Here is an 18,916-nt window from a genome sequence, read left to right as displayed (position 1 = left end):
TCGACCGGGAGCCGAAGGAGCGCTTCTCAAAGGTTTGAGATTAGTTAGCTTCGTTGATCGAGACCTGTAAGCTCAATAGCGTCAGCGCCGAGCACCGGCTCTCCGACGTCCTCGCGAAGCTCGTCAACGGTCTCGGCGAGAAGCTTAGTAAGCGGAATTTGACGCAATTCCCGCCTTATCCCGTCCACTGTTTATGCTCTTGGTGATGCCGATCACTTCTGACTTCTCGCGTTGATAGCTGAACTCGGTTGTACCGTGCAGCACAAGAACCAAACCTTCAGCGGCGACGACACGATCACGTGTCGATTGGAAATGGCCGGTCAGAATGTCCGCTTCGCTGACCCGGTCATTGGAGAAGAAGCGGTAGGCTGCCTTGGTATTCGCCCAATCCTGGCAGACGAGCTGGATGCTTTGTCCCATGGCGCTTCCAATCTGCGTGAGCAGTTTGCGGAAGGACCGCAAACAGCCTTTTGCGGATTGATCCCTTAATGTCAGCCCCATAGAGCGCCCCCTCGCGAATCAAGTGCTCAGCAAGGAATCACAAGTGATACTTTCGATTCAAGATTTCGCGGATCAGCGTGAGTCGGCGAAATTATGGGTAATTGAAAGCTTCGTCGTATGCGTACGACATCAGCCCCTGAGTCGGTTCTGCAGCGCCTGCCGATTGGCAACGAGGCTGCTGAGGTTCAGCAGGTGTGGTGCTCGTCCTTGCTCCAATTGCCTAACCAGCGCCCGCGTGCCGTCCACCACGAAGACGCCGCAATCATAAGTGTTCAGCTGCTGGGTCATGCCGCGTGACTCCAGGCGGGCGCCCAGCCTTGCTGCGAGCTCTGCTGCGGGCGTGTTGTTGTATTCCCCCATGGAGTCGTAGCGATAGGCAACCGGCCTTTCGCGGTCGCGGCGATCAACAAACAGCAACGACCAATGGGTGCCGGGGAGATTCGTAGCACGGGCATTGTTCACTGGCAGGAACAGGAAGTCGGCTGTGTCGTCACCATTCTGATCATGGACGATGCGCTGGAATGCGCGTAGCATTTCGCTCTCGGTGCCCAAGCGCAGGCTAACAAGGGTTATGAGAGGATCCACGAACCGCGTCCGGGCGGCGAGATTCGGATTGTCCCCCCCCAACTCTTGCGCCAGGAGCTGGTAATCTCTCAGGACATGCTCGTCGCCCAGCCATTCCGTGTCCTCGAGCACCAGCCCGCGGCCGTGAGACGAGGCTGTCGGACCTAAAGCCCCGATCTGAGCATCGTAGGAGGTGCTCGGAAACGCCGGCACAGAATTAACATCGTCGCGTGATTCAGACGGCGTGGCCGCAGTCAGATCAACCAATGGAGGACCGCCGTAGGTGCTTGAGCGAGCCCTGGCAGCCGGCGCTGGCGCAAAGTGAGCATCGTCGCGCAACTCGGACGGTGTCGGCGCATTCAGAGCAAGAAATGGCTCAAGACCAGCGTAGATGTCTGAGGGAGCCCTGGTAGAGTGCGCTGGCGCAAAGTGAGCGTCGTCGCGCAACTCGGACGGTGTCGGCGCATTCAGAGCAAGAAATGGCTCAAGACCAGCGTAGGTGCTTGAACGAGCCCTGGCAGCCTGCGCTGGCGATGCTTCCAGCATCGGCCACATACTCCAATCAAAGTTGAGCGGCATCTGCGGCGACCAGGTTGAGGCGGACCAGGCAGGTTCCTGCTGTCCAGCTTGGACTATGTCCTGCGCCTGCTCCGGGGGAACCCCGGGCCACGGTGGGCCGTCTTCCACCATCAAACGCAGATCCTGATCATAACCTTCCGGGAGGACCAATGGCCGACTGACAGCTCGCTGCGGCGTCGTGGCATCTTGGTACCCGCTCCCCTGCATCGTCGGCTGCGCCTGCCATGGCGATGCACCCAGTTGATGGGTGGGGGCCGACGTCAGCAGGCGACCGCCTGAAGCGACGATCTCGCTCAGTTGCCGCTCGCTGGCAACGCCGTGCAGATTGTCTAGGGTCCTCGGCCTCTTCGCTGGCCTCAATTCAGCTGTGTCATGCTCATCGTTGATGAGGACCTCCTCGCTTGGCAGGAGGTTGCTCCTGGCAAGTGCACCGATCGGCTCGTCCGGGAACTGCTGGCGGTCGTAGCCCCAGTTCAAGGGACGAATGGACTCTCCGGGATCCGATGACTGGTCATGGCGCGCGGCTGGCTCAAGAAGAGATGACGACGGGCCGGGTTCGTCCATCAGCTCCCAAAGCAAATCCTGATCGCAGCCTTCTACAGGAAGCAGCTCCTTTGGCCAACTGCCCGCGTCCTGCGACGCGCTGTGCTGCGCAGCGGCGCCGCCGACGGGCATCGGCTCCATCAGTGCCGCGTCTTCGGGATCAGGAACAGGGGAAATATGGCGCTCGCGCTCCATCGCTTTAGCGCCGGCCTGCGATTTCCGGAGATCAGCCAGTGCGGCACCGATATTCCGATTACCCCCGGCGTCCTTCCTATAGCTCTCGACATCTCCATCCAACGCCTTGCCGGAAAGCCGAGCAGCAATGCCCTTCTTGTTATTTTCACGCAGGTAGTCACTGAAACTGTTAAGAACAACTGCATAGGTACGTACGGTACCTGTCGCTGCTTCGTTTTTGTACTCTTTGATGAGAGCTACGTCCTGAGGGTGAGGATTTAGCTCAGCCCGGCCTGTGATCGGCACGACGCCCGTCGACTGGAAGGTCCGGAGATGGTCTATTGCCAGAAGGAGTCGTCTCCTGTTAAGACCCTTTTTGATGGCCTCGCGCGCATCATTGGTTAGCGACTGGTCGTCGAGCCGAGCAGCGATCGGATCTTTGTTATTTGCGAAGAGCCAGCGGCCAAGGCTGAGAAGAGAACCTGCATAATCCCTGGCGGTGTGGTTGGCGGCGTTGCCGTTGCGGAGGGCCTCCTCAAGCCCCGAAATAAGGCGAGCATCCTCGGAATAAAGAGGCTGCTTGCTGTGCCCTTTCAAAACCCCAGCTGACTGAGCCGGCTGCAGCGCCGAGGCGGCCGGCATTGCTCCACCACCTCCACCTGAATTGGCGATCTCGCTCAGCTGCCGCTCAATGGCAAGGCCGTGCAAATTGTCTAGGGTCCTCGGCCTTTTCGCGGGCCTCAACTCAGCTGTGTCATGCTCATCGTTGATGACGACCTCCTCGCTTGGCAGGAGGTTGCTCCTCGCAAGTGCACCGATCGACTCGTCCGGGAACTGCTGGCGGTCGTAGTCCCAGTTCAAGGGACGAAGCAACCCCTTTGGCCAACTGCCCGCGTCCTGCGACGCACTGTGCTGCGCAGCGGCGCCGCCGCCGGGCATCGGCTCCATCAGTACCGCGTTTTCGGGATCAGGACCGGGGAGAATATGGCGCTCGAGCTCCATCGCTTTAGCGCCGGCCTGCGATTTTCGGAGATCAGCCAGCGCGGCACCGATATTCTTACCCCCGGCGTCTTTCCTATAGCTCTCGACATCTCCATCCAGGAACTTGCCTGAAAGCCGAGCAGCAATGCTCGGCTTGTTGTTTTCACGCAGATAGTCACTAAAACTGCGAAGAACAGCTGCATACCCCCTGCCGGTCCCTGTCGCTGCTTCGTTTTTGTACTCTTTGATCAGAGCCACGTCCTGGGGATGAGGATTTAGCTCAGCGCGGCCTGTGATCGGCACGACTCCGCCCGTCGACTGGAAGGTCCGGAGATGGTCTATTGCCGGACGGAGTCTCCTGTGATGACCCTTTTCGATGGCCTCGCGCGCATCATCGGTTAGCGACTGGTCGTCGAGCCGAGCAGCGATCGGATCTTTGTTATTTGCGAAGAGCCAGCGGCCAAGGCTGAGAAGAGAACCTGCATAATCCCTGGCGGTGTGATTGGCGGCGTTGCCATTGCGGAGGGCCTCCTCAAGCCCCGAAATAAGGCGAGCGTCCTCGGAATAAAGAGGCTGCTTGCTCCGCCCTATCAAAACCCCAGCTGACTGAGCAGGCTGCAGCGCCGAGACGGCCGGCATTGCTCCACCACGCTCGCTCAGCTGCCGCTCGCTGGCAACGCCGTGCAGATTGTCTAGGGTCCTCGGCCTCTTCGCTGGCCTCAATTCAGCTGTGTCATGCTCATCGTTGATGAGGACCTCCTCGCTTGGCAGGAGGTTGCTCCTGGCAAGTGCACCGATCGGCTCGTCCGGGAACTGCTGGCGGTCGTAGCCCCAGTTCAAGGGACGAATGGACTCTCCGGGATCCGATGACTGGTCATGGCGCGCGGCTGGCTCAAGAAGAGATGACGACGGGCCGGGTTCGTCCATCAGCTCCCAAAGCAAATCCTGATCGTAGCCTTCTACAGGAAGCAGCTCCTTTGGCCAACTGCCCGCGTCCTGCGACGCGCTGTGCTGCGCAGCGGCGCCGCCGGCGGGCATCGGCTCCATCAGTACCGCGTCTTCGGGATCAGGACCGGGGGAAATATGGCGCTCGAGCTCCATCGCTTTAGCGCCGGCCTGCGATTTTCGGAGATCAGCCAGTGCGGCACCGATATTCCGATTACCCCCGGCGTCTTTCCTATAGCTCTCGACATCTCCATCCAACGCCTTGCCGGAAAGCCGAGCAGCAATGCCCTTCTTGTTGTTTTCACGCAGGTAGTCACTGAAACTGCGAAGAACAGTTGCATACCCCCTGCCGGTCCCTGTCGCTGCTTCGTTTTTGTACTCTTTGATGAGAGCTACGTCCTGAGGGTGAGGATTTAGCTCAGCCCGGCCTGTGATCGGCACGACGCCCGTCGACTGGAAGGTCCGGAGATGGTCTATTGCCAGAAGGAGTCGCCTCCTGTTAAGACCCTTTTTGATGGCCTCGCGCGCATCATTGGTTAGCGACTGGTCGTCGAGCCGAGCAGCGATCGGATCTTTGTTATTTGCGAAGAGCCAGCGGCCAAGGCTGAGAAGAGAACCTGCATAATCCCTGGCGGTGTGGTTGGCGACGTTGCCGTTGCGGAGGGCCTCCTCAAGCCCCGAAATAAGGCGAGCATCCTCGGAATAAAGAGGCTGCTTGCTGTGCCCTTTCAAAACCCCAGCTGACTGAGCCGGCTGCAGCGCCGAGGCGGCCGGCATTGCTCCACCACCTCCACCTGAATTGGCGATCTCGCTCAGCTGCCGCTCAAAGGTCGCCGTATCTGCGGACGGCGCCGCGGGCGAACTCTCTTGCGGGTCCGTGCTCACCCACTTCGTCGAGGGGAAATCCATCCGTTCTCACTTTCAAAAATATAGGCCTTCGAAGCCGGGCTCGAATTTGACACGCTGGGAATCAGCAACAAACTACCCTTTAGCCCGTCCTATTCGTGAGAGTGCGTTTTTTTTGGTCCGATTGATGTGGCCGCACATCTGCTCTGACGAGGCGCGCGGGATTGCCTTCGGCTTTTCACCGCCTGACGACCGGTACTTTGCAACGCGCTTGAGGGATGGGTTGGGCGAACGGGGGGTGAACGCCCCGCCGGTCAAGGACCGAGCGGCAGCAGCGCGCCTGGCAAGCCGCGGATCAGGTCGGCTTCGGGACATGCCGCGGCAAACGCAAGGCGAATGCGGCTCGTGGTCTCGACGACACGGGCAGCGAGTTTCAAGAGACGAAGACGCAGCGTCGCGAACTCGGCTGTGGCCAATTCCCGGGCTTTGGGAATCGCGTCGCGCACGGTCAGCATCAGCCAATAAGCGGCGGTGTGGAGAACGAGGCGGACTTGATTGGCGAGCGCCGAACGGCAGCTGGTGCGATCGGAGGCGAGCTGCGTCTTATGCAGCTTGATCAGATTCTCGGCTTGGCCGCGCGCGCAATACAGGCTGTCGTAGATCCACTCGGCCGAGCCGACATCGAGGCTGGTGACGACGAAACGGATGTCGAGGCCGAGCATCGTCGCCTCAGTACGGGCGACGGTACGTCGTTCGCGATCCCAGGACTTTGCCTTGTGGCGCGTCTCGGTATAGCCACGCAGAACCGGCAGGTTCTCGATGGCGCGTCGCGTGCGGATGCCGTCGGCGGCCTCGTCGACTTTTCTGGCGAGCGGCTTGGTGCCGGACAGACCGAAGATGTAGTCGATGCCGTTGGTCTCGCACCACGCCATTGCCTCCGGCCGGGCATAGCGCCCGTCGCCACGGAACGTAATTCGCGTGTTGTGCCACCGCGTCCGGATATGCCGTATCAGGCGGCGCAGATGGGCACGCACCTCGACGCCGCCCGGCGTCTTGCCGGGCCGCAGCACGACCGCCACGGGCCGGCGCTTCTCCGTGTCGTAGACGTGGATCGGCAGGAAGCAGCGTTCGTCATAATGAGCGTTGAACAGCGAGAGCTGCTGATGGCCGTGGACGACATCGCAGGTATCATCGATGTCGAGCGTGACGGATGCCGGCTCGCGCGGGTAGCTATCCATCCATGCGTCGAAGGCGCGGAGCATTCTCCAGCCGCGACAGCGTCGGTTGGGAACACAGATCGCGACCCGTGTCCGGCAGCCGTCCGCAGGCCAGCTTGAATGCGGGATCGGACCGCAGATGATCGAGGTCGTCGGCGTCCTCGTAGCCGCAGCAGATCGCGAACATGCGCGCGCGGAACATATCGACAAGGCTGTGCACGACCCGCGTCGGATCGCGCCGATCCGGGAACACGCGGGCCAAATTGTCGGCCAAGCCGAGACGCCGCTCGGCCATCGCCAGAAGCATCACGCCCCCGTTCGAGGTCAGCCGACCGCCATCGAAGGCAGCTGTGACTTTCTTGGCGTGAACGGCTGGAAACGAGAAGGGCAGAATCGTATCATCGGTCATGGCGGGCGTGCTGTTCGCGGCTGAAGGTGATGGGGTTGGCTTTGCAACCGAATCCTACGCCGCTTCAGCGCTTTACACCACGCTCGCCAGCCTCTCGGGCGCCCTCTGACGAATAAGACGGGCTAGTTTGAGTGATGCAATGTGCTCCCGCGGTGAGCGTAGCCCAGCCGGGAATGCGGGTATTCTGAGTTAATTATCCGCCATCCAGTGGTCGATCCGGAGCAGCGCGGTGCGCGCATCAGAAACGGGTTCACACAAACGTAGTCGCGCTTGAAAGTTTCACGAATGCCGCGGCCATGCCGTTGCTCTCGGGGCTTTCGACCGGCGTGAAGCAAGCTCGAGGTTCAGGGTCGCGGCAATCTCGAGGGTAAGGTAGGCGGCGAAGATGGAGCCATTGTTGGTCAGCCATCGCACCTTGCGAGGAGCCTGGATGTCCTCGAACCGCTGCTCGACACAGTGGATCATCATGCCCCTGATCATCTCGCCGGAAATCCCGGCCGTCGTGGTCACTCAGCGATGACCTCGCAGTCATGGCGGTCCAGAGCAAAGGCAACCGCGCGCGATCTCGCCATTCCAGCAGGTGAACTCGATCGCGTCTGAACACCAGCGCTCATTGGAGCGGCTTGTCATGATCGTTCCATCATGGGCCCGCGGGACGCGGCTGTAAATAAGCCCCAGAATGCGCTCCGGGGCGACGTGAGGCCAACCTATTGATCTGGTTCGTGACTTTGGAAGACAGCGGGAGGCCGATCGGCGCCGATCCGGACCTCATCGTGAACGAATTTCCTCGTGCGACATCAGAGCGTTGCGTTCATCTGAGTTGGGGTCCCGCTTCGGTGCTTATTCACAGCCAAGCTGGTCTTTGCGAATCTTGACCGGTTCAACCTCAAACTGGGCTTACTTCTGTCACCGCTGGCAACCGAGCGACCCGGGGTTCTGCAGCGACACTCGTCAGCTGATCGACAGGTGGGCCTGCTAAGGGCAGAACGCTGCCACGTTGACGGTCCTCCGGGATATCGGACCCCGGCCTCCGCGCGCGCCCTTCGATCGGATCGTGCGGTGGCGCACGGTAGCGAAGGTGCTTTCAATGGGATTGGTGGTCCGCAGGTGTTTCCAGTGTTCGGCCGGGAAGTCGTAGAACGCCAGTAGCGTGTCCCGATCCTTGCTCAGGCAGTCGGCCGCCCTCTCGTATTTGGGCGTGTAGCTCTCGATGAAGGCGTCGAACGCCAGCTCGGCGGCGGCCTTGGTTTCGGAAGCCTGTGCAAAAAACTGCTCGCGCAATCTCGGATTGGCCGCCGCCTGCCGCAGATCATCAGCCACTCTCTCCGTCGCATCATCCTCGCTTACGCGAGAGACCTCAGCCTCTGGCTCGAGCGCCAATCGTCAGCTCAAGGATGATGTCGATTGCTGCGCTCGAATGGCGCCGCGCACCTACTCGAGAAAAATACATAAATACGTGAAGATCATTGAGCGCTTATTCGAACCTTCTCCTCTCAGGATTTGCAGCAGCAATCCGGGGAGATGCAGCGGGCTGCCGTATCCGGCCGCGTCGCAATCATGAACCACGGCAAACCAGATCGATTATGATGTCGGTCGATGAATTTCGTCGGCTCAAACCGAAGGCCGGTGAAGAGGTGCCGACAGAATCGGAGCGCCCCCCTCCTGTCGTCAGGCGGGTCCGATGCGAGACCAGCTCGGGTATGCGACCTCAGACCTCAAGACGGCGTCTTCCTGCAGGCTCGCATGGAAGACCACAGCGAATGCATGCTGGCGTCTCAACCAAGGGGCAGCTCGGCGGCTGATCTCCGGGTGCATGATCCGGAAAAGGTCGTGCCGGTTTCCGGAAGATCATGCTGTAAGTAAGAGTCCATCCTCGGCGGAGCGTTCGAAGCCGGTCTATACAGTGCATACCCCCGCGGCCAACGGCGCGGCTCTTGCGGCGGCCGACAAATTCGTCTTCGTACGCGACGGCTTCCATTTCTGGGCCGCGATTGCGGGCGTGATCTGGCTGGCCTGGAACAGGCTCTGGCTGGCGCGCTAATCGGCTGGCTCGTGCTGACCCTTGCTATCGATTTCGCCCTAGCCTTGGCGTCGGCCGCAGTGCGACCTTCTTCGCTTGCCGCACTTCGAACGATACGTTGGAAACGGCAACGCCGCACTCGATCGTAGAAATCTGACGCAGCGGCGACCTCGATCATACGGCACGGCAACACATGGATTCGCAATCGGCGAAGTAGTCATAACCAAGGCTTCTCTGTAAGACTACCGACCTGATAGAAAGTAATCATTCAGGAAGTCAGGGTATGATCCACTTCGGTGTACAGTTCCTTGGGGCATACCCACAACTATCCTCGGAAAAGGAACCCGTCACGGCTCCAACGCAACCTGCAAGCCCGCGTTGCCTCCAATATGCACATAACGGGGCCCGATAGGCCGACCCCTGCCGCTGGCGACGGTGACAATGTTTTCGAGAGGGGTGGCGCGCGCATCCATCTCAGGGCGGGACAAGAGCAAATCGGCGTGAAACAGCCCTTCCGACTCAAGACCGGTAGTATCGACGCCAAGAGCCGCCAAGGTGGCCAAACAACTTTCAAACTCTTCAGCATCGCGAAAGCGACGCTGGATAAATGTCGCGCCGGTAAGACGTTCCGTTACAAGGCCACGCTTCGCGAGCGTTGCAGCCAGAGAATCAAATGGGAACATTCGTAGCACGAATGAGATAATCCATGGACGCTTCTCTGTCGCATCGAGAATTTTGCTGAACGTCTTCTCGGTAACGTAGCCGATGCACCCCGTCGACATGATAACGTCAGTGGGGCGGATGATGTGCGCGCTGTCCGTCGATAGCGTCTCCTTTTCAAGATCAGCGACAATACCCTGCTCAAGGAGACCGACACCTGTTGCATAGCTGATCGCCGGTGCCGATACATCGAGACCGATAAATCGTGCCAGTCCGACATCCGGCCAAGACGCATAGAAACTGCGATCAAGACGCACCAGTGTATCAGAGCTGATTGCCCTCATCTCGCGCCGAGCGTAGCGATGACGCAAGCCCCCGAACGTCAGTGGAAACCGATGCACAGCAGCGTTGATGCCGTATGAACAGCCAATGTCAAGCACGGTCGGCTTAACGCCAGTTGCCGATGCGTTCGCCGCGAGAATCTGGCGCACAACCGGCTCAGCCACGTCCGGGATCATATAATCCAGGTCTCCCAGCACGGTGAAATATGCCCTGGGATCATCCGAAGCATAAATATCATCGAAGACAGCCTTAGACCGATTGATGCGCGGAAAATCTATTAGCAACCCGATGCCTCCTATTCATTTTGCAAACCAGTCGACGGCTGTGCCTTCAGGCGACTCGGTGCCTTGTCGCAGAGATTGGCCGACGCATAAACCCCATCGTTTTTTTCCAATCGCGCTTCATGAAGTAGAGGGGCTGAGAGTACGTATGAGACGATGGAGCAACGCTGTCGATCGGCAGCGATCGCAATGACCACACGTTGATGGCACGATGATGGCCGGAGTGAGCACAGAGCGATGCGCTCCGTCGTTCGATCCTGTCGATTGCCATCGTCTCGATCGTTGGGTATAGGCAAGCGCCGAATAAGGTGAGAATGGCGCACATTTCGTATAGCGTGTTCCAAGCGCCGTGCTCATTGTCAGCCCGATAGGCGGCAGCCATCACATCGTAATCGATCGCTTCACTACCGTTTCCTTGGACGGCGATTTAAAATGCGAGGACTTTAGCTTCCTCATTCGCGTACCTTTTTATGTTGAGAGAGCTGATGCATGAGGTGGCCACCAAATGTGAGGTGGACACTACGTGATGGAAGAAGGACAGAAGCTGCGGGTGACGGTTGTGCACCCGAGCGTGCCAGGCCCTCATCCACGGCGACGAAACAACGGTTCAGGTATTGAACGAAAAGGACAAGGAAGCCTCCAGCACCTCGTACATGTGGGCCTATTGCAGCGGCGAGGACAGTGAGCAGCCGATTGTGCTGTTCGATTATCAGCCTGGTCGTGGGCAGGAACACCCGCAGACCTTCCTTGGCGACTACCGCGGCATCTTGATGAGTCACGGTTACTCGGCCTGGCGCACGTTGAAAGGCGCCACGCATATCGGATGCGTGGCCCACGCCAGGCGGCGCTTTGTCGACGCCCTCAAAGCGAGGAAGAAACCCGGCGGGCCGCCGGCGCAAGCCCTCAAGTTCTTCGACCAACTCTACCGGATTGAAAGACAGGTGCGCGAAGAAAAACCGGATGACGGCGAAACGCGGGCCAATTACAGGCGCCGCTTCCGCCAGCAACACAGCATTCCTGTCCTGAACGCTCTCAAGGCATGGCTCGAAGCAATCGCCCCAAAGGTCGTGCCCGACACCAAGCTCGGCGATGCTGTCTCCTATACGCTCAATCAGTGGGAATATCTGACGCGCTACACCGAGGACGGCGAGATGCCGATCCACAACAACCTTCTTGAGCGCGACATCAGAATCTTCGCCTGTGGCAGGAAAAATTGGCTCTTCAGCGATACCGTTGATGGAGCCAGCGCCAGTGCCGTTGTCTATAGCCTGGTGCTGACCTGTCGCGCCTGTAGCGTTGAGCCCTTCGCATGGTTGCGACATGTCCTCACCGAATTGCCCCAGCGCCGCGACGACGACGATATTGAAGATCTACTCCCTCTCAACTTCCCCAAAAGCCGCAGCGCCGAAAACCCGGCCTGATATAACATAATCTCTCATCCAGCAGCGAATCCACTGGCTCTCGTAGGGGCCGACTGATTCTATGCGAGATTCAATGTGACGAGAAAGTCGCGCTTACGCCGCAACCACCTAGCCGGGCAATTCCGCATTATGCTGCGCCACCGCCTTCTTATCAGCGCTACAGTTTTCGCTATCCTCGCCCCGAATGCAACCTGTTCCCCCTAAGCGGCAAGCTGAGGCCGTCAGGCGGGTGGTTCCTCGCATAAGCGCGGTCGATTTCGCTGCTCGGCCAGCCGTTGGATACGTGGAAGTTGTTAGGCGTGCCAGGCGAACGGATCGCCATAAACCTTCGTATCGTTCCGAGCCTTCCTTGAGTTGCCTAACGCTTACCAAGGTCCAATTGAAGCGCTGATGGCGATCCTCTTAGCTGCATATGTAGCTGGCCGTGGCGGACATCTCATTCGACTTCGCCGGCGACGTCAACGATAGTCAGTCAGGAGGTCGCGGATTCTGTTTTTCGTCGGAATGGCAGCCTTTGCCGAGGCGTGGGTAGAGACACTGATGGAACCTTTCGAGCTTGCATGGTGCGAATTTGAATACCAACGGGCTCTCAGATGCCTCGAAGAGAGGGAGAACAGGGCAGGCTAAAGGCTCGTCCGGTTGGCGTTGGCAAGGCCGTATGGTTTCGCTGGACATCGCAGGGGGCTCCGCGACGGCGCCGGGAGGCTTTCTCCCAGCCTTCAACCCGTCACGAAAAGGCCCATCCGCGCCCACACTCTCGGAGCGTTGTGGGATGCCCCCGCAGAAGGGGCGTGCCGGTGACTGGAGCGCCGGTTAAGGGAAAGGCCTACCCCTCGATCGCCTACCTCAAAGGCGCTGCCGACATGGTTCCAATTATCATGCCATGAATCCAAATATCATGAGGCATAGTTCCAATTTTCTGGGCCTCGGAATCGGCATGTACCAGCGGTTGGTACATCAAAGAATCACTAGCGATTCTGGCGACTCAAGTTTTCGGCTCAGTGCACCGCAAAAGATGTGGGCAATCGTAAAACGACGAAGGCCGCCTGATTAACGCATGCGCGCGGGCACGGCGAGCTCTATGATAGCGTGTGAAGGTCAGGCAGCCTGCTGATCGCCGGGCTTGTCGGCTTGGTGCAGGAGCTTCCATTCCTAGGGCAGCAGTTCGTGCAGACGCGATGCGGAAGGTCGGCGATGTGGGCGAGGACGCCGACGACCTCGATCATCTGCGGTCCGATCCCGCATTCAAGCTGGCCTGCGGACGGCTGCCGGACACGGGTCGCGATCTGTGTTCCCAACCGACGCTGTCGCGGCTGGAGAATGCTCCGCGCCTTCGACGCATGGATGGATAGCTACCCGCGCGAGCCGGCATCCGTCACGCTCGACATCGATGATACCTGCGATGTCGTCCACGGCCATCAGCAGCTCTCGCTGTTCAACGCTCATTATGACGAACGCTGCTTCCTGCCGATCCACGTCTACGACACGGAGAAGCGCCGGCCCGTGGCGGTCGTGCTGCGGCCCGGCAAGACGCCGGGCGGCGTCGAGGTGCGTGCCCATCTGCGCCGCCTGATACGGCATATCCGGACGCGGTGGCACAACACGCGAATTACGTTCCGTGGCGACGGGCGCTATGCCCGGCCGGAGGCAATGGCGTGGTGCGAGACCAACGGCATCGACTACATCTTCGGTCTGTCCGGCACCAAGCCGCTCGCCAGAAAAGTCGACGAGGCCGCCGACGGCATCCGCACGCGACGCGCCATCGAGAACCTGCCGGTTCTGCGTGGCTATACCGAGACGCGCCACAAGGCAAAGTCCTGGGATCGCGAACGACGTACCGTCGCCCGTACTGAGGCGACGATGCTCGGCCTCGACATCCGTTTCGTCGTCACCAGCCTCGATGTCGGCTCGGCCGAGTGGATCTACGACAGCCTGTATTGCGCGCGCGGCCAAGCCGAGAATCTGATCAAGCTGCATAAGACGCAGCTCGCCTCCGATCGCACCAGCTGCCGTTCGGCGCTCGCCAATCAAGTCCGCCTCGTTCTCCACACCGCCGCTTATTGGCTGATGCTGACCGTGCGCGACGCGATTCCCAAAGCCCGGGAATTGGCCACAGCCGAGTTCGCGACGCTGCGTCTTCGTCTCTTGAAACTCGCTGCCCGTGTCGTCGAGACCACGAGCCGCATTCGCCTTGCGTTTGCCGCGGCATGTCCCGAAGCCGACCTGATCCGCGGCTTGCCAGGCGCGCTGCTGCCGCTCGGTCCTTGACCGGCGGGGCGTCCACCCCCCGTTCGCCCACCCCATCCCTCAAGCGCGTTGCAAAGTACCGGTCGTCAGGCGGTGAAAGGCCGAAGGCAATCCCGCGCGCCTCGTCAGAGCAGATGTGCGGCCACATCAATCGGACTAAAAGAAACGCACTCTCACGAATAGGACGGGCTAAGCACCACACCGCGCAAGGCGGCCTACGCTGGAGCGATACCACGCTCGCGTCGGATTTGACGGCGCGCCGACTGGAAGTGATCCCGAAACGGGACGCCGCCTTTGGTTCCCCGGGAACGATGCGACCGGGAAGCCGCTTTGAGAGGACGGAGACTGGCGAGGGGGATGGTCATCCAGATGATCCAGCACTTGCCCTAGCTCCCTCCTGAGAGCTCTGCTCTGCATCGAATGCGACATCCCCCTGGACCAAAGCGGACGGGGCGGGGTGATCATCTCACCCTTCCTGCTCTGCGGATTCATCGTCGCCAAAGCTCCCCTGAAGAGAATAGCTCTGGATTGAAAGTAAACTCTTCTGGATCAATTGAGAACGAAGGCGCGGGGTGGTTGTCCCGTCGTCCGTGAAGCTCCTCATGGAGGTCCTTTTCCAGTCGCTGAAGCTCCTCTGGAGCGACGGAGACTGGCGAAGGAATGGGTTGATCATCCAGATGATCCAGCACTCGCCGAAGCTGCTCCGGAGTAAGCTGCTCTGGATCGAACGCGACCTGCCTCTGGACGGAAACCGACGGGTGAGCCGATTGATCATCACGCCCTCCCTCAAGCTCCGAGGCGGATTCATCACCAAGCAGTCGCCGAAGCTCCCCTGGGGCGAACAGCTCTGGATTGAAAGTGAACTCTTCAGGATCAACTGAGAACGAAGGCGCGGGATGGTTGTCCCGTCGTCCGTGAAGCTCCTCATGGAGGTCCTTTTCCAGTCGCTGAAGCTCCTCTGGAACGACGGAGAGTGGCGAAGGAATGCGTTTATCATCCAGATGATCCAGCACTCGCCGAAGCTGCTCCTGAGGAAGCTGCTCTGGATCAAACGCGGCGAGCTCTTGGCCGAAAACCGACGGCGCGGGTTGATCATCCTGTTGTTCCTGAAGCTCTTCTAGCCGACCATCAGCTTCGTGCGGCGCGTTGCGCTGCGCGGCGGCATCGTCGAGGCGCCTCGGACCAACCAGTGCCGTGCTTTCGGGATTAGTGAGGACCACGTTCGGGGGAGGAGGATTGTGGTTGGCGCGAGCGCGCCCTGGGCGTACGATCGGCGCACCAGTTGACCGAAGGGTGCGGAGATGCCCTAATGCTGCAAGGAGTTTCTTCTTCGTACCCTCTCCGGCGAACTCGTGTATGTCACCGCCGTCGCTCAGCGACTTGCTGTCCATCCGAGCAACGATGCTCGGTCTGTTTTTTGCGAACAGCCAACGGCTAAAGCCAAGAAGACAGCTTACATATTGCTTCGCCGCGGCGGAGGTCATCCCGCCTTCGATGAGGGCGTCCTTAAGCCTCAAGATATCTGGAGCATCCTCCGGATAAAGAGGCTGCTCGTCCCTCTGCCCGACAATTCCCGTTGACTCAGCCGGCTGCAGCGCCGAGGCCGCTGGCATTGCTCCACCCCCCTCTCCTGAAGTCGCGATCTCGGTCGGCTGCCGCTCAATTACAACCGTTTGCGAGTTATTTAGCTTCCTCGGCCTCTTCACTGCTCTCGACTGAGCTGTCTCCTGCTCAAAGTTGATGAGGACCTCCTCGCTTGGCAGGACGTTGCTCCTGGCGAGTGCACCCATCGGCTCGTCCCAGAACGGCTGGCCTTCGCTAGACGCGTCTTTCGCTGAGGGGATCGTGCGCGGCCGCCCGCGAGAAACGATATGGCCGGAATCGTGATACGCGCGAAGGACGCCCACCCCTGTCTTCATGTTTACGTCTCTCGGAAAGTAGGTATTTACGTGATCGAGCAGGGACCGGTGGTCCCTTAGATCAGTCGTTTGGCCACGAGCGCGGAGATCATTCCCCAATCGACGAAGTGCCTGAGTATAAAACTTAATCGTGCTCGGTTGTGGATTTTTCTGAGTCGCATACTGAGTAATCGCCCTATCGATAATGTCCCGGTCTTCTTCAGACAGATGGGGGTAAAACTGGTTGTCTCGTCCCTCACTGGCGACGGGAGCAGAATCGGTCTGGTTTGCCTCGGCCAAGTGTTGCTCAAAGCCGTCTTGCCCGGCCTGGTCCGTCTGGGGCTCTTCCGAGACAGCGTGCTGCACCTGTAACCAAGCCGGTACATTAAATGGGTCAAAATTTTGACGGTCCACGCTAACCTCATGTCTGATCACCTTGAGCAGGCCTCCTACTCGAGCAAGCTTTCGAGAACCTGACATGGCCAAGGGGCCGTAGCCGAGCCGGACAATGCAGTTATCTGCCGCGTGCGCGTCGTTGGTGAGGAAATATCTCACCGCAGCCTTGATGTTCAGTAAGTTCTGAGGGTTTCGGGCGCCACGCTAGCAGAAGCCCGCAATGAGCTATCGCCAATTTTTGGTGACGACCGGGCCGGTCAGGCGGCGGCGGTTGCGGGCTGACGGTCGGTCGGCTTGGCGATGACCTCGATCCCGTCGTTGAATGTCACACCGAGAACGAGTTTTGGCAACTGGTTGTGTCCGTCGAGCCGTCGCCAGCTTTTCTGTGCGCCCTCAAGCAATTTGAAGAAGCTAGCGCGGTCGTGTTGGACAGGCAGCCCTTCGATCGGATCGTGTGGTGGCGCACGGTGGCGAAGGTGCTTTCAATGGGATTGGTCCCCCGACCCCAGGATTATGATTCCTAATTTTCGCATCTACATCCTAAAACATACTGCGCCATAGCGACCGCTACCTTTTTTAATTCTATTGAAGAATTACCGCCTTGGTGCATCATAGATCGCCGCTCCACTCCCCTCGTTGGTAATGGCTAGCCGATGGCTAAGATGGCGTTTTCTGATGTTGGCCTCCGGAGCATATCGCCGCCTCCCAAGGGCCAGATTTGCTATTGGGACGATAAGCTTCCGAGCTTTGGCTTTCGTGTGTCGCAGGGCGGCTCCAAGACATTCGTCCTCAACCGCAAGAACTCGCTCATTACGATCGGCCGTTTCCCCACGATTTCCCTCTCCCAAGCTCGGACGGAAGCCAAGCGGCTGCTTGCAGAGTTCACGCTTGGGAAGGTGCGCCCGCAGTCGATCACGTACTCAGAGGCCGTCACGCTGCTCCTGGAGGAGAACGCCAAGGCGCGGCGTAGAGCACCGTCTCTGGCTATAAGGGCCTGCTCAACAGAGCCGGCCCCGGAATTCTGCACAGGGCGATAAGTGGAGTTTCTGCCTGACAGCGGGCACGCCGTGCCTGCGAATCAGGAGCGACAATGAGCAGAAGAACACGCCGGAACCACACGCCGGCCTTCAAGGCGAAGGTGGCGCTCGCCGCCGTGAAGGGCGATCGAACGCTGGCTCAGCTTGCCGAGCAGTTCGACGTCCACCCCAATCAGATCACGGCGTGGAAGGCTCAGCTTGAAAGCAAGGCCGCCGATGCGTTCGGTCCCGGCGGCGGCTCCGGAGCGGAACAAGCAGCCATCGATGTGAAGTCGCTGCACGCCAAGATCGGCGAACTGACGCTGGAGAACGATTCCTAAGAAACGGCAGCATCTACTTTTCGGCTCCAAGGGATGGAGAACAAAGCCGAATGGCTTGGCACGCCGATGCAAATTGTTGACCACTCGCGTCCGGTAACGCGTCTCGTAGGACGAGGCCTTGGGATCGACATAGTCCATTCCGTATCGCACAGCATTGTAGAACAGAACTGCGATCTTCCGGGCCGTGGCGGTCACGGCCTTGGCCTTGCCGATGCGTGCTGAGAGCCGTCTATAAAAGGCGCCGAGCGCAGTGTCTGTACGCCCCACGGTCACGGCAGCAAGGCGCAGAAGTGCCGCCGCTCGGCCGCCGGATCGGCGCGTTCGGGACGAGAGCATTTTGCCGCCGGAGACCTTGTTGCTCGGCGCCAGTCCCAGCCAGGAGGTAAAATGCTTTGCACTTGGCCACGAGGAGAGGTCGTCGCCGCATTCAGCGATCAGCTTCAGCGAGAGGTAAGGACCGAGGCCGTCGATCGCGGTGAGGTCCTTTCCGAGCAACGCGAACAGCGCCTCGCGGACGTCGAAAGCTGGAGCGTTCGCCTGATCGGTTCGATTCCGACGCCGCGAGACCTGCGGCGCTGATCCGTGGCCATGACCGCGATGGAAGCTCAGTTCCTTCAACACGGCTTCAATTCGGGCGTCGCAGGCAGATGCCTTCTCGTGGTAGGCGTCGTAAAGCGCAAGTGCCTGCTCGAGCGCAAACAGATGCTCGGCGCGGTAGCTTCCGGTGAGCACCTTCGCGATCGTCTCGGCGCTGGAGCGGCAACTATAATGGCGCAAGCACGCCAGCGCCTCAGGATCGCGCTCGCCGGCAAGGATCGCTCGTATGATACGCAGGCCGGTCACGCCGGTGATGTCGGTGACGACGTGGTGCAGCTGAAGATTCATCTCCGTCAAGGCCTTCTGCATATGCTGGATGTGTGAGGCCGCGTACTCCAGCAGACGCTCGCGCTGACGCACGTAGGCTCTCAGCTCGGCAATCTGCCCTTTGGGCCGAAAGCTGGCCCGCAAACCCGAATGAATGGAGCCGCTGCAGCCATTGCGCATCGCTGACATCGGTCTTGCGCCCCGGCACGTGCTTGGCATCGCGCGCGTTGACAAGAAACACGTTAAATCCCCGGGCATCGAGAAGCTCGAAGATCGGAATCCAGTAGACGCTGGTCGATTCCATGACGACAGTCTCGACGCCGCATTCAGTAAACCAGTCGACTAGCCGATGCAGATCAGCCGTGAAGGTACCGAAGCTGCGGACTGGCTCCGGTGCGCGATCTGCCCTCACGGCAGCCATGTGCATAGTCGCTCCGACGTCGATGGCAGCCGCGTCCGGGTGCACCATCTGCATCTTACCTCCGTTCCTCGACTTCGATCTTTTGGGGTTCATCTCTAATCCTCCTGCTGACGGCGGCGGAAGGGCTGGGCTGCGCTATCCGTCAGATTCCTAAACGGGATCGCCGGATGGCGTCACCACTCTCAAGTGCGCGACAACCCATGGACCAGGTTTTTTGACGGGGTCACGTGCCACCAAAATCGTATCGGCC

7 protein-coding genes and 8 pseudogenes are annotated in these 18,916 nt (G+C 59.7%); 5 read left to right on the top strand and 10 right to left on the bottom strand.

The features are described 5' to 3' along the window. Positions 1–144: 144 nt before the first annotated feature. The 5 genes and pseudogenes from V5279_RS08005 to V5279_RS07985 form a co-directional block, all read right to left on the bottom strand. Entirely contained in the window at positions 145–501 is a 357-nt protein-coding gene (locus V5279_RS08005) for an IS4/Tn5 family transposase DNA-binding protein (protein WP_338696294.1), read from the bottom strand. A gap of 129 nt (positions 502–630) precedes the next feature. Then, positions 631–5,196 carry a Ulp1 family isopeptidase gene (locus V5279_RS08000; protein WP_338696292.1) on the bottom strand — a complete coding sequence of 1,522 codons (4,566 nt, stop codon included), beginning with the start codon at positions 5,194–5,196 and terminating at the stop codon, positions 631–633. Positions 5,197–5,447: 251 nt separating this feature from the next. Continuing rightward, positions 5,448–6,759, bottom strand: a pseudogene (locus V5279_RS07995) (IS1380 family transposase). 279 nt (positions 6,760–7,038) lie between these two features. Continuing rightward, complete coding sequence (locus V5279_RS07990; protein ID WP_338696289.1) at positions 7,039–7,269, bottom strand: hypothetical protein; 231 nt, start codon at positions 7,267–7,269, stop codon at positions 7,039–7,041. 525 nt (positions 7,270–7,794) lie between these two features. Next, a pseudogene (locus tag V5279_RS07985) lies at positions 7,795–8,013 on the bottom strand (transposase); the annotation flags it as partial. Between the two features lie 649 nt (positions 8,014–8,662). On the opposite strand from V5279_RS07985, the gene V5279_RS47030 reads away from it, so the two are divergent. Next, positions 8,663–8,800 (top strand): DUF2628 domain-containing protein, encoded by a 138-nt coding sequence (locus V5279_RS47030; protein WP_414645697.1) that lies wholly within the window; start codon positions 8,663–8,665, stop codon positions 8,798–8,800. A gap of 326 nt (positions 8,801–9,126) precedes the next feature. Here the strand turns inward: V5279_RS47030 and V5279_RS07975 are convergent, their stop codons facing one another. Then, positions 9,127–10,059 (bottom strand): class I SAM-dependent methyltransferase, encoded by a 933-nt coding sequence (locus tag V5279_RS07975; RefSeq protein WP_166106165.1) that lies wholly within the window; start codon positions 10,057–10,059, stop codon positions 9,127–9,129. A gap of 578 nt (positions 10,060–10,637) precedes the next feature. Between V5279_RS07975 and tnpC the strand changes: the two are divergent. Both tnpC and V5279_RS07965 read left to right on the top strand, forming a co-directional pair. Further along, positions 10,638–11,483, top strand: a pseudogene (gene tnpC, locus V5279_RS07970) (IS66 family transposase); the annotation flags it as partial. 1,202 nt (positions 11,484–12,685) lie between these two features. Next, positions 12,686–13,751, top strand: a pseudogene (locus V5279_RS07965) (IS1380 family transposase); the annotation flags it as partial. A 467-nt stretch (positions 13,752–14,218) separates the two neighbouring features. Here V5279_RS07965 and V5279_RS07960 read toward each other — a convergent pair. Together V5279_RS07960 and V5279_RS07955 are read right to left on the bottom strand one after the other, a co-directional pair. Further along, entirely contained in the window at positions 14,219–16,042 is a 1,824-nt protein-coding gene (locus V5279_RS07960) for a hypothetical protein (protein ID WP_338696287.1), read from the bottom strand. A 239-nt stretch (positions 16,043–16,281) separates the two neighbouring features. Beyond that, a pseudogene (locus V5279_RS07955) lies at positions 16,282–16,526 on the bottom strand (IS256 family transposase); the annotation flags it as partial. 151 nt (positions 16,527–16,677) lie between these two features. Here V5279_RS07955 and V5279_RS47025 point away from each other — a divergent pair. Next, on the top strand, positions 16,678–17,061 hold the full coding sequence (locus V5279_RS47025) for an Arm DNA-binding domain-containing protein (protein WP_176533520.1): 384 nt from the start codon (positions 16,678–16,680) through the stop codon (positions 17,059–17,061). 53 nt (positions 17,062–17,114) lie between these two features. Continuing rightward, a pseudogene (locus V5279_RS07950) lies at positions 17,115–17,375 on the top strand (transposase); the annotation flags it as partial. Between the two features lie 204 nt (positions 17,376–17,579). On the opposite strand, the pseudogene V5279_RS07945 reads toward V5279_RS07950, so the two are convergent. Together V5279_RS07945 and V5279_RS47020 are read right to left on the bottom strand one after the other, a co-directional pair. Continuing rightward, positions 17,580–18,425, bottom strand: a pseudogene (locus tag V5279_RS07945) (transposase); the annotation flags it as partial. Further along, positions 18,385–18,666, bottom strand: a pseudogene (locus tag V5279_RS47020) (IS110 family transposase); the annotation flags it as partial. The pseudogenes V5279_RS07945 and V5279_RS47020, both read right to left, overlap by 41 nt. Positions 18,667–18,916 lie beyond the last annotated feature (250 nt).

Source organism: Bradyrhizobium sp. 26S5 (genome assembly GCF_036923295.1).
GTDB classification, from domain to species: Bacteria; Pseudomonadota; Alphaproteobacteria; order Rhizobiales; family Xanthobacteraceae; genus Bradyrhizobium; species Bradyrhizobium septentrionale.
This window is presented reverse-complemented; position numbering and strand designations above follow the sequence as displayed.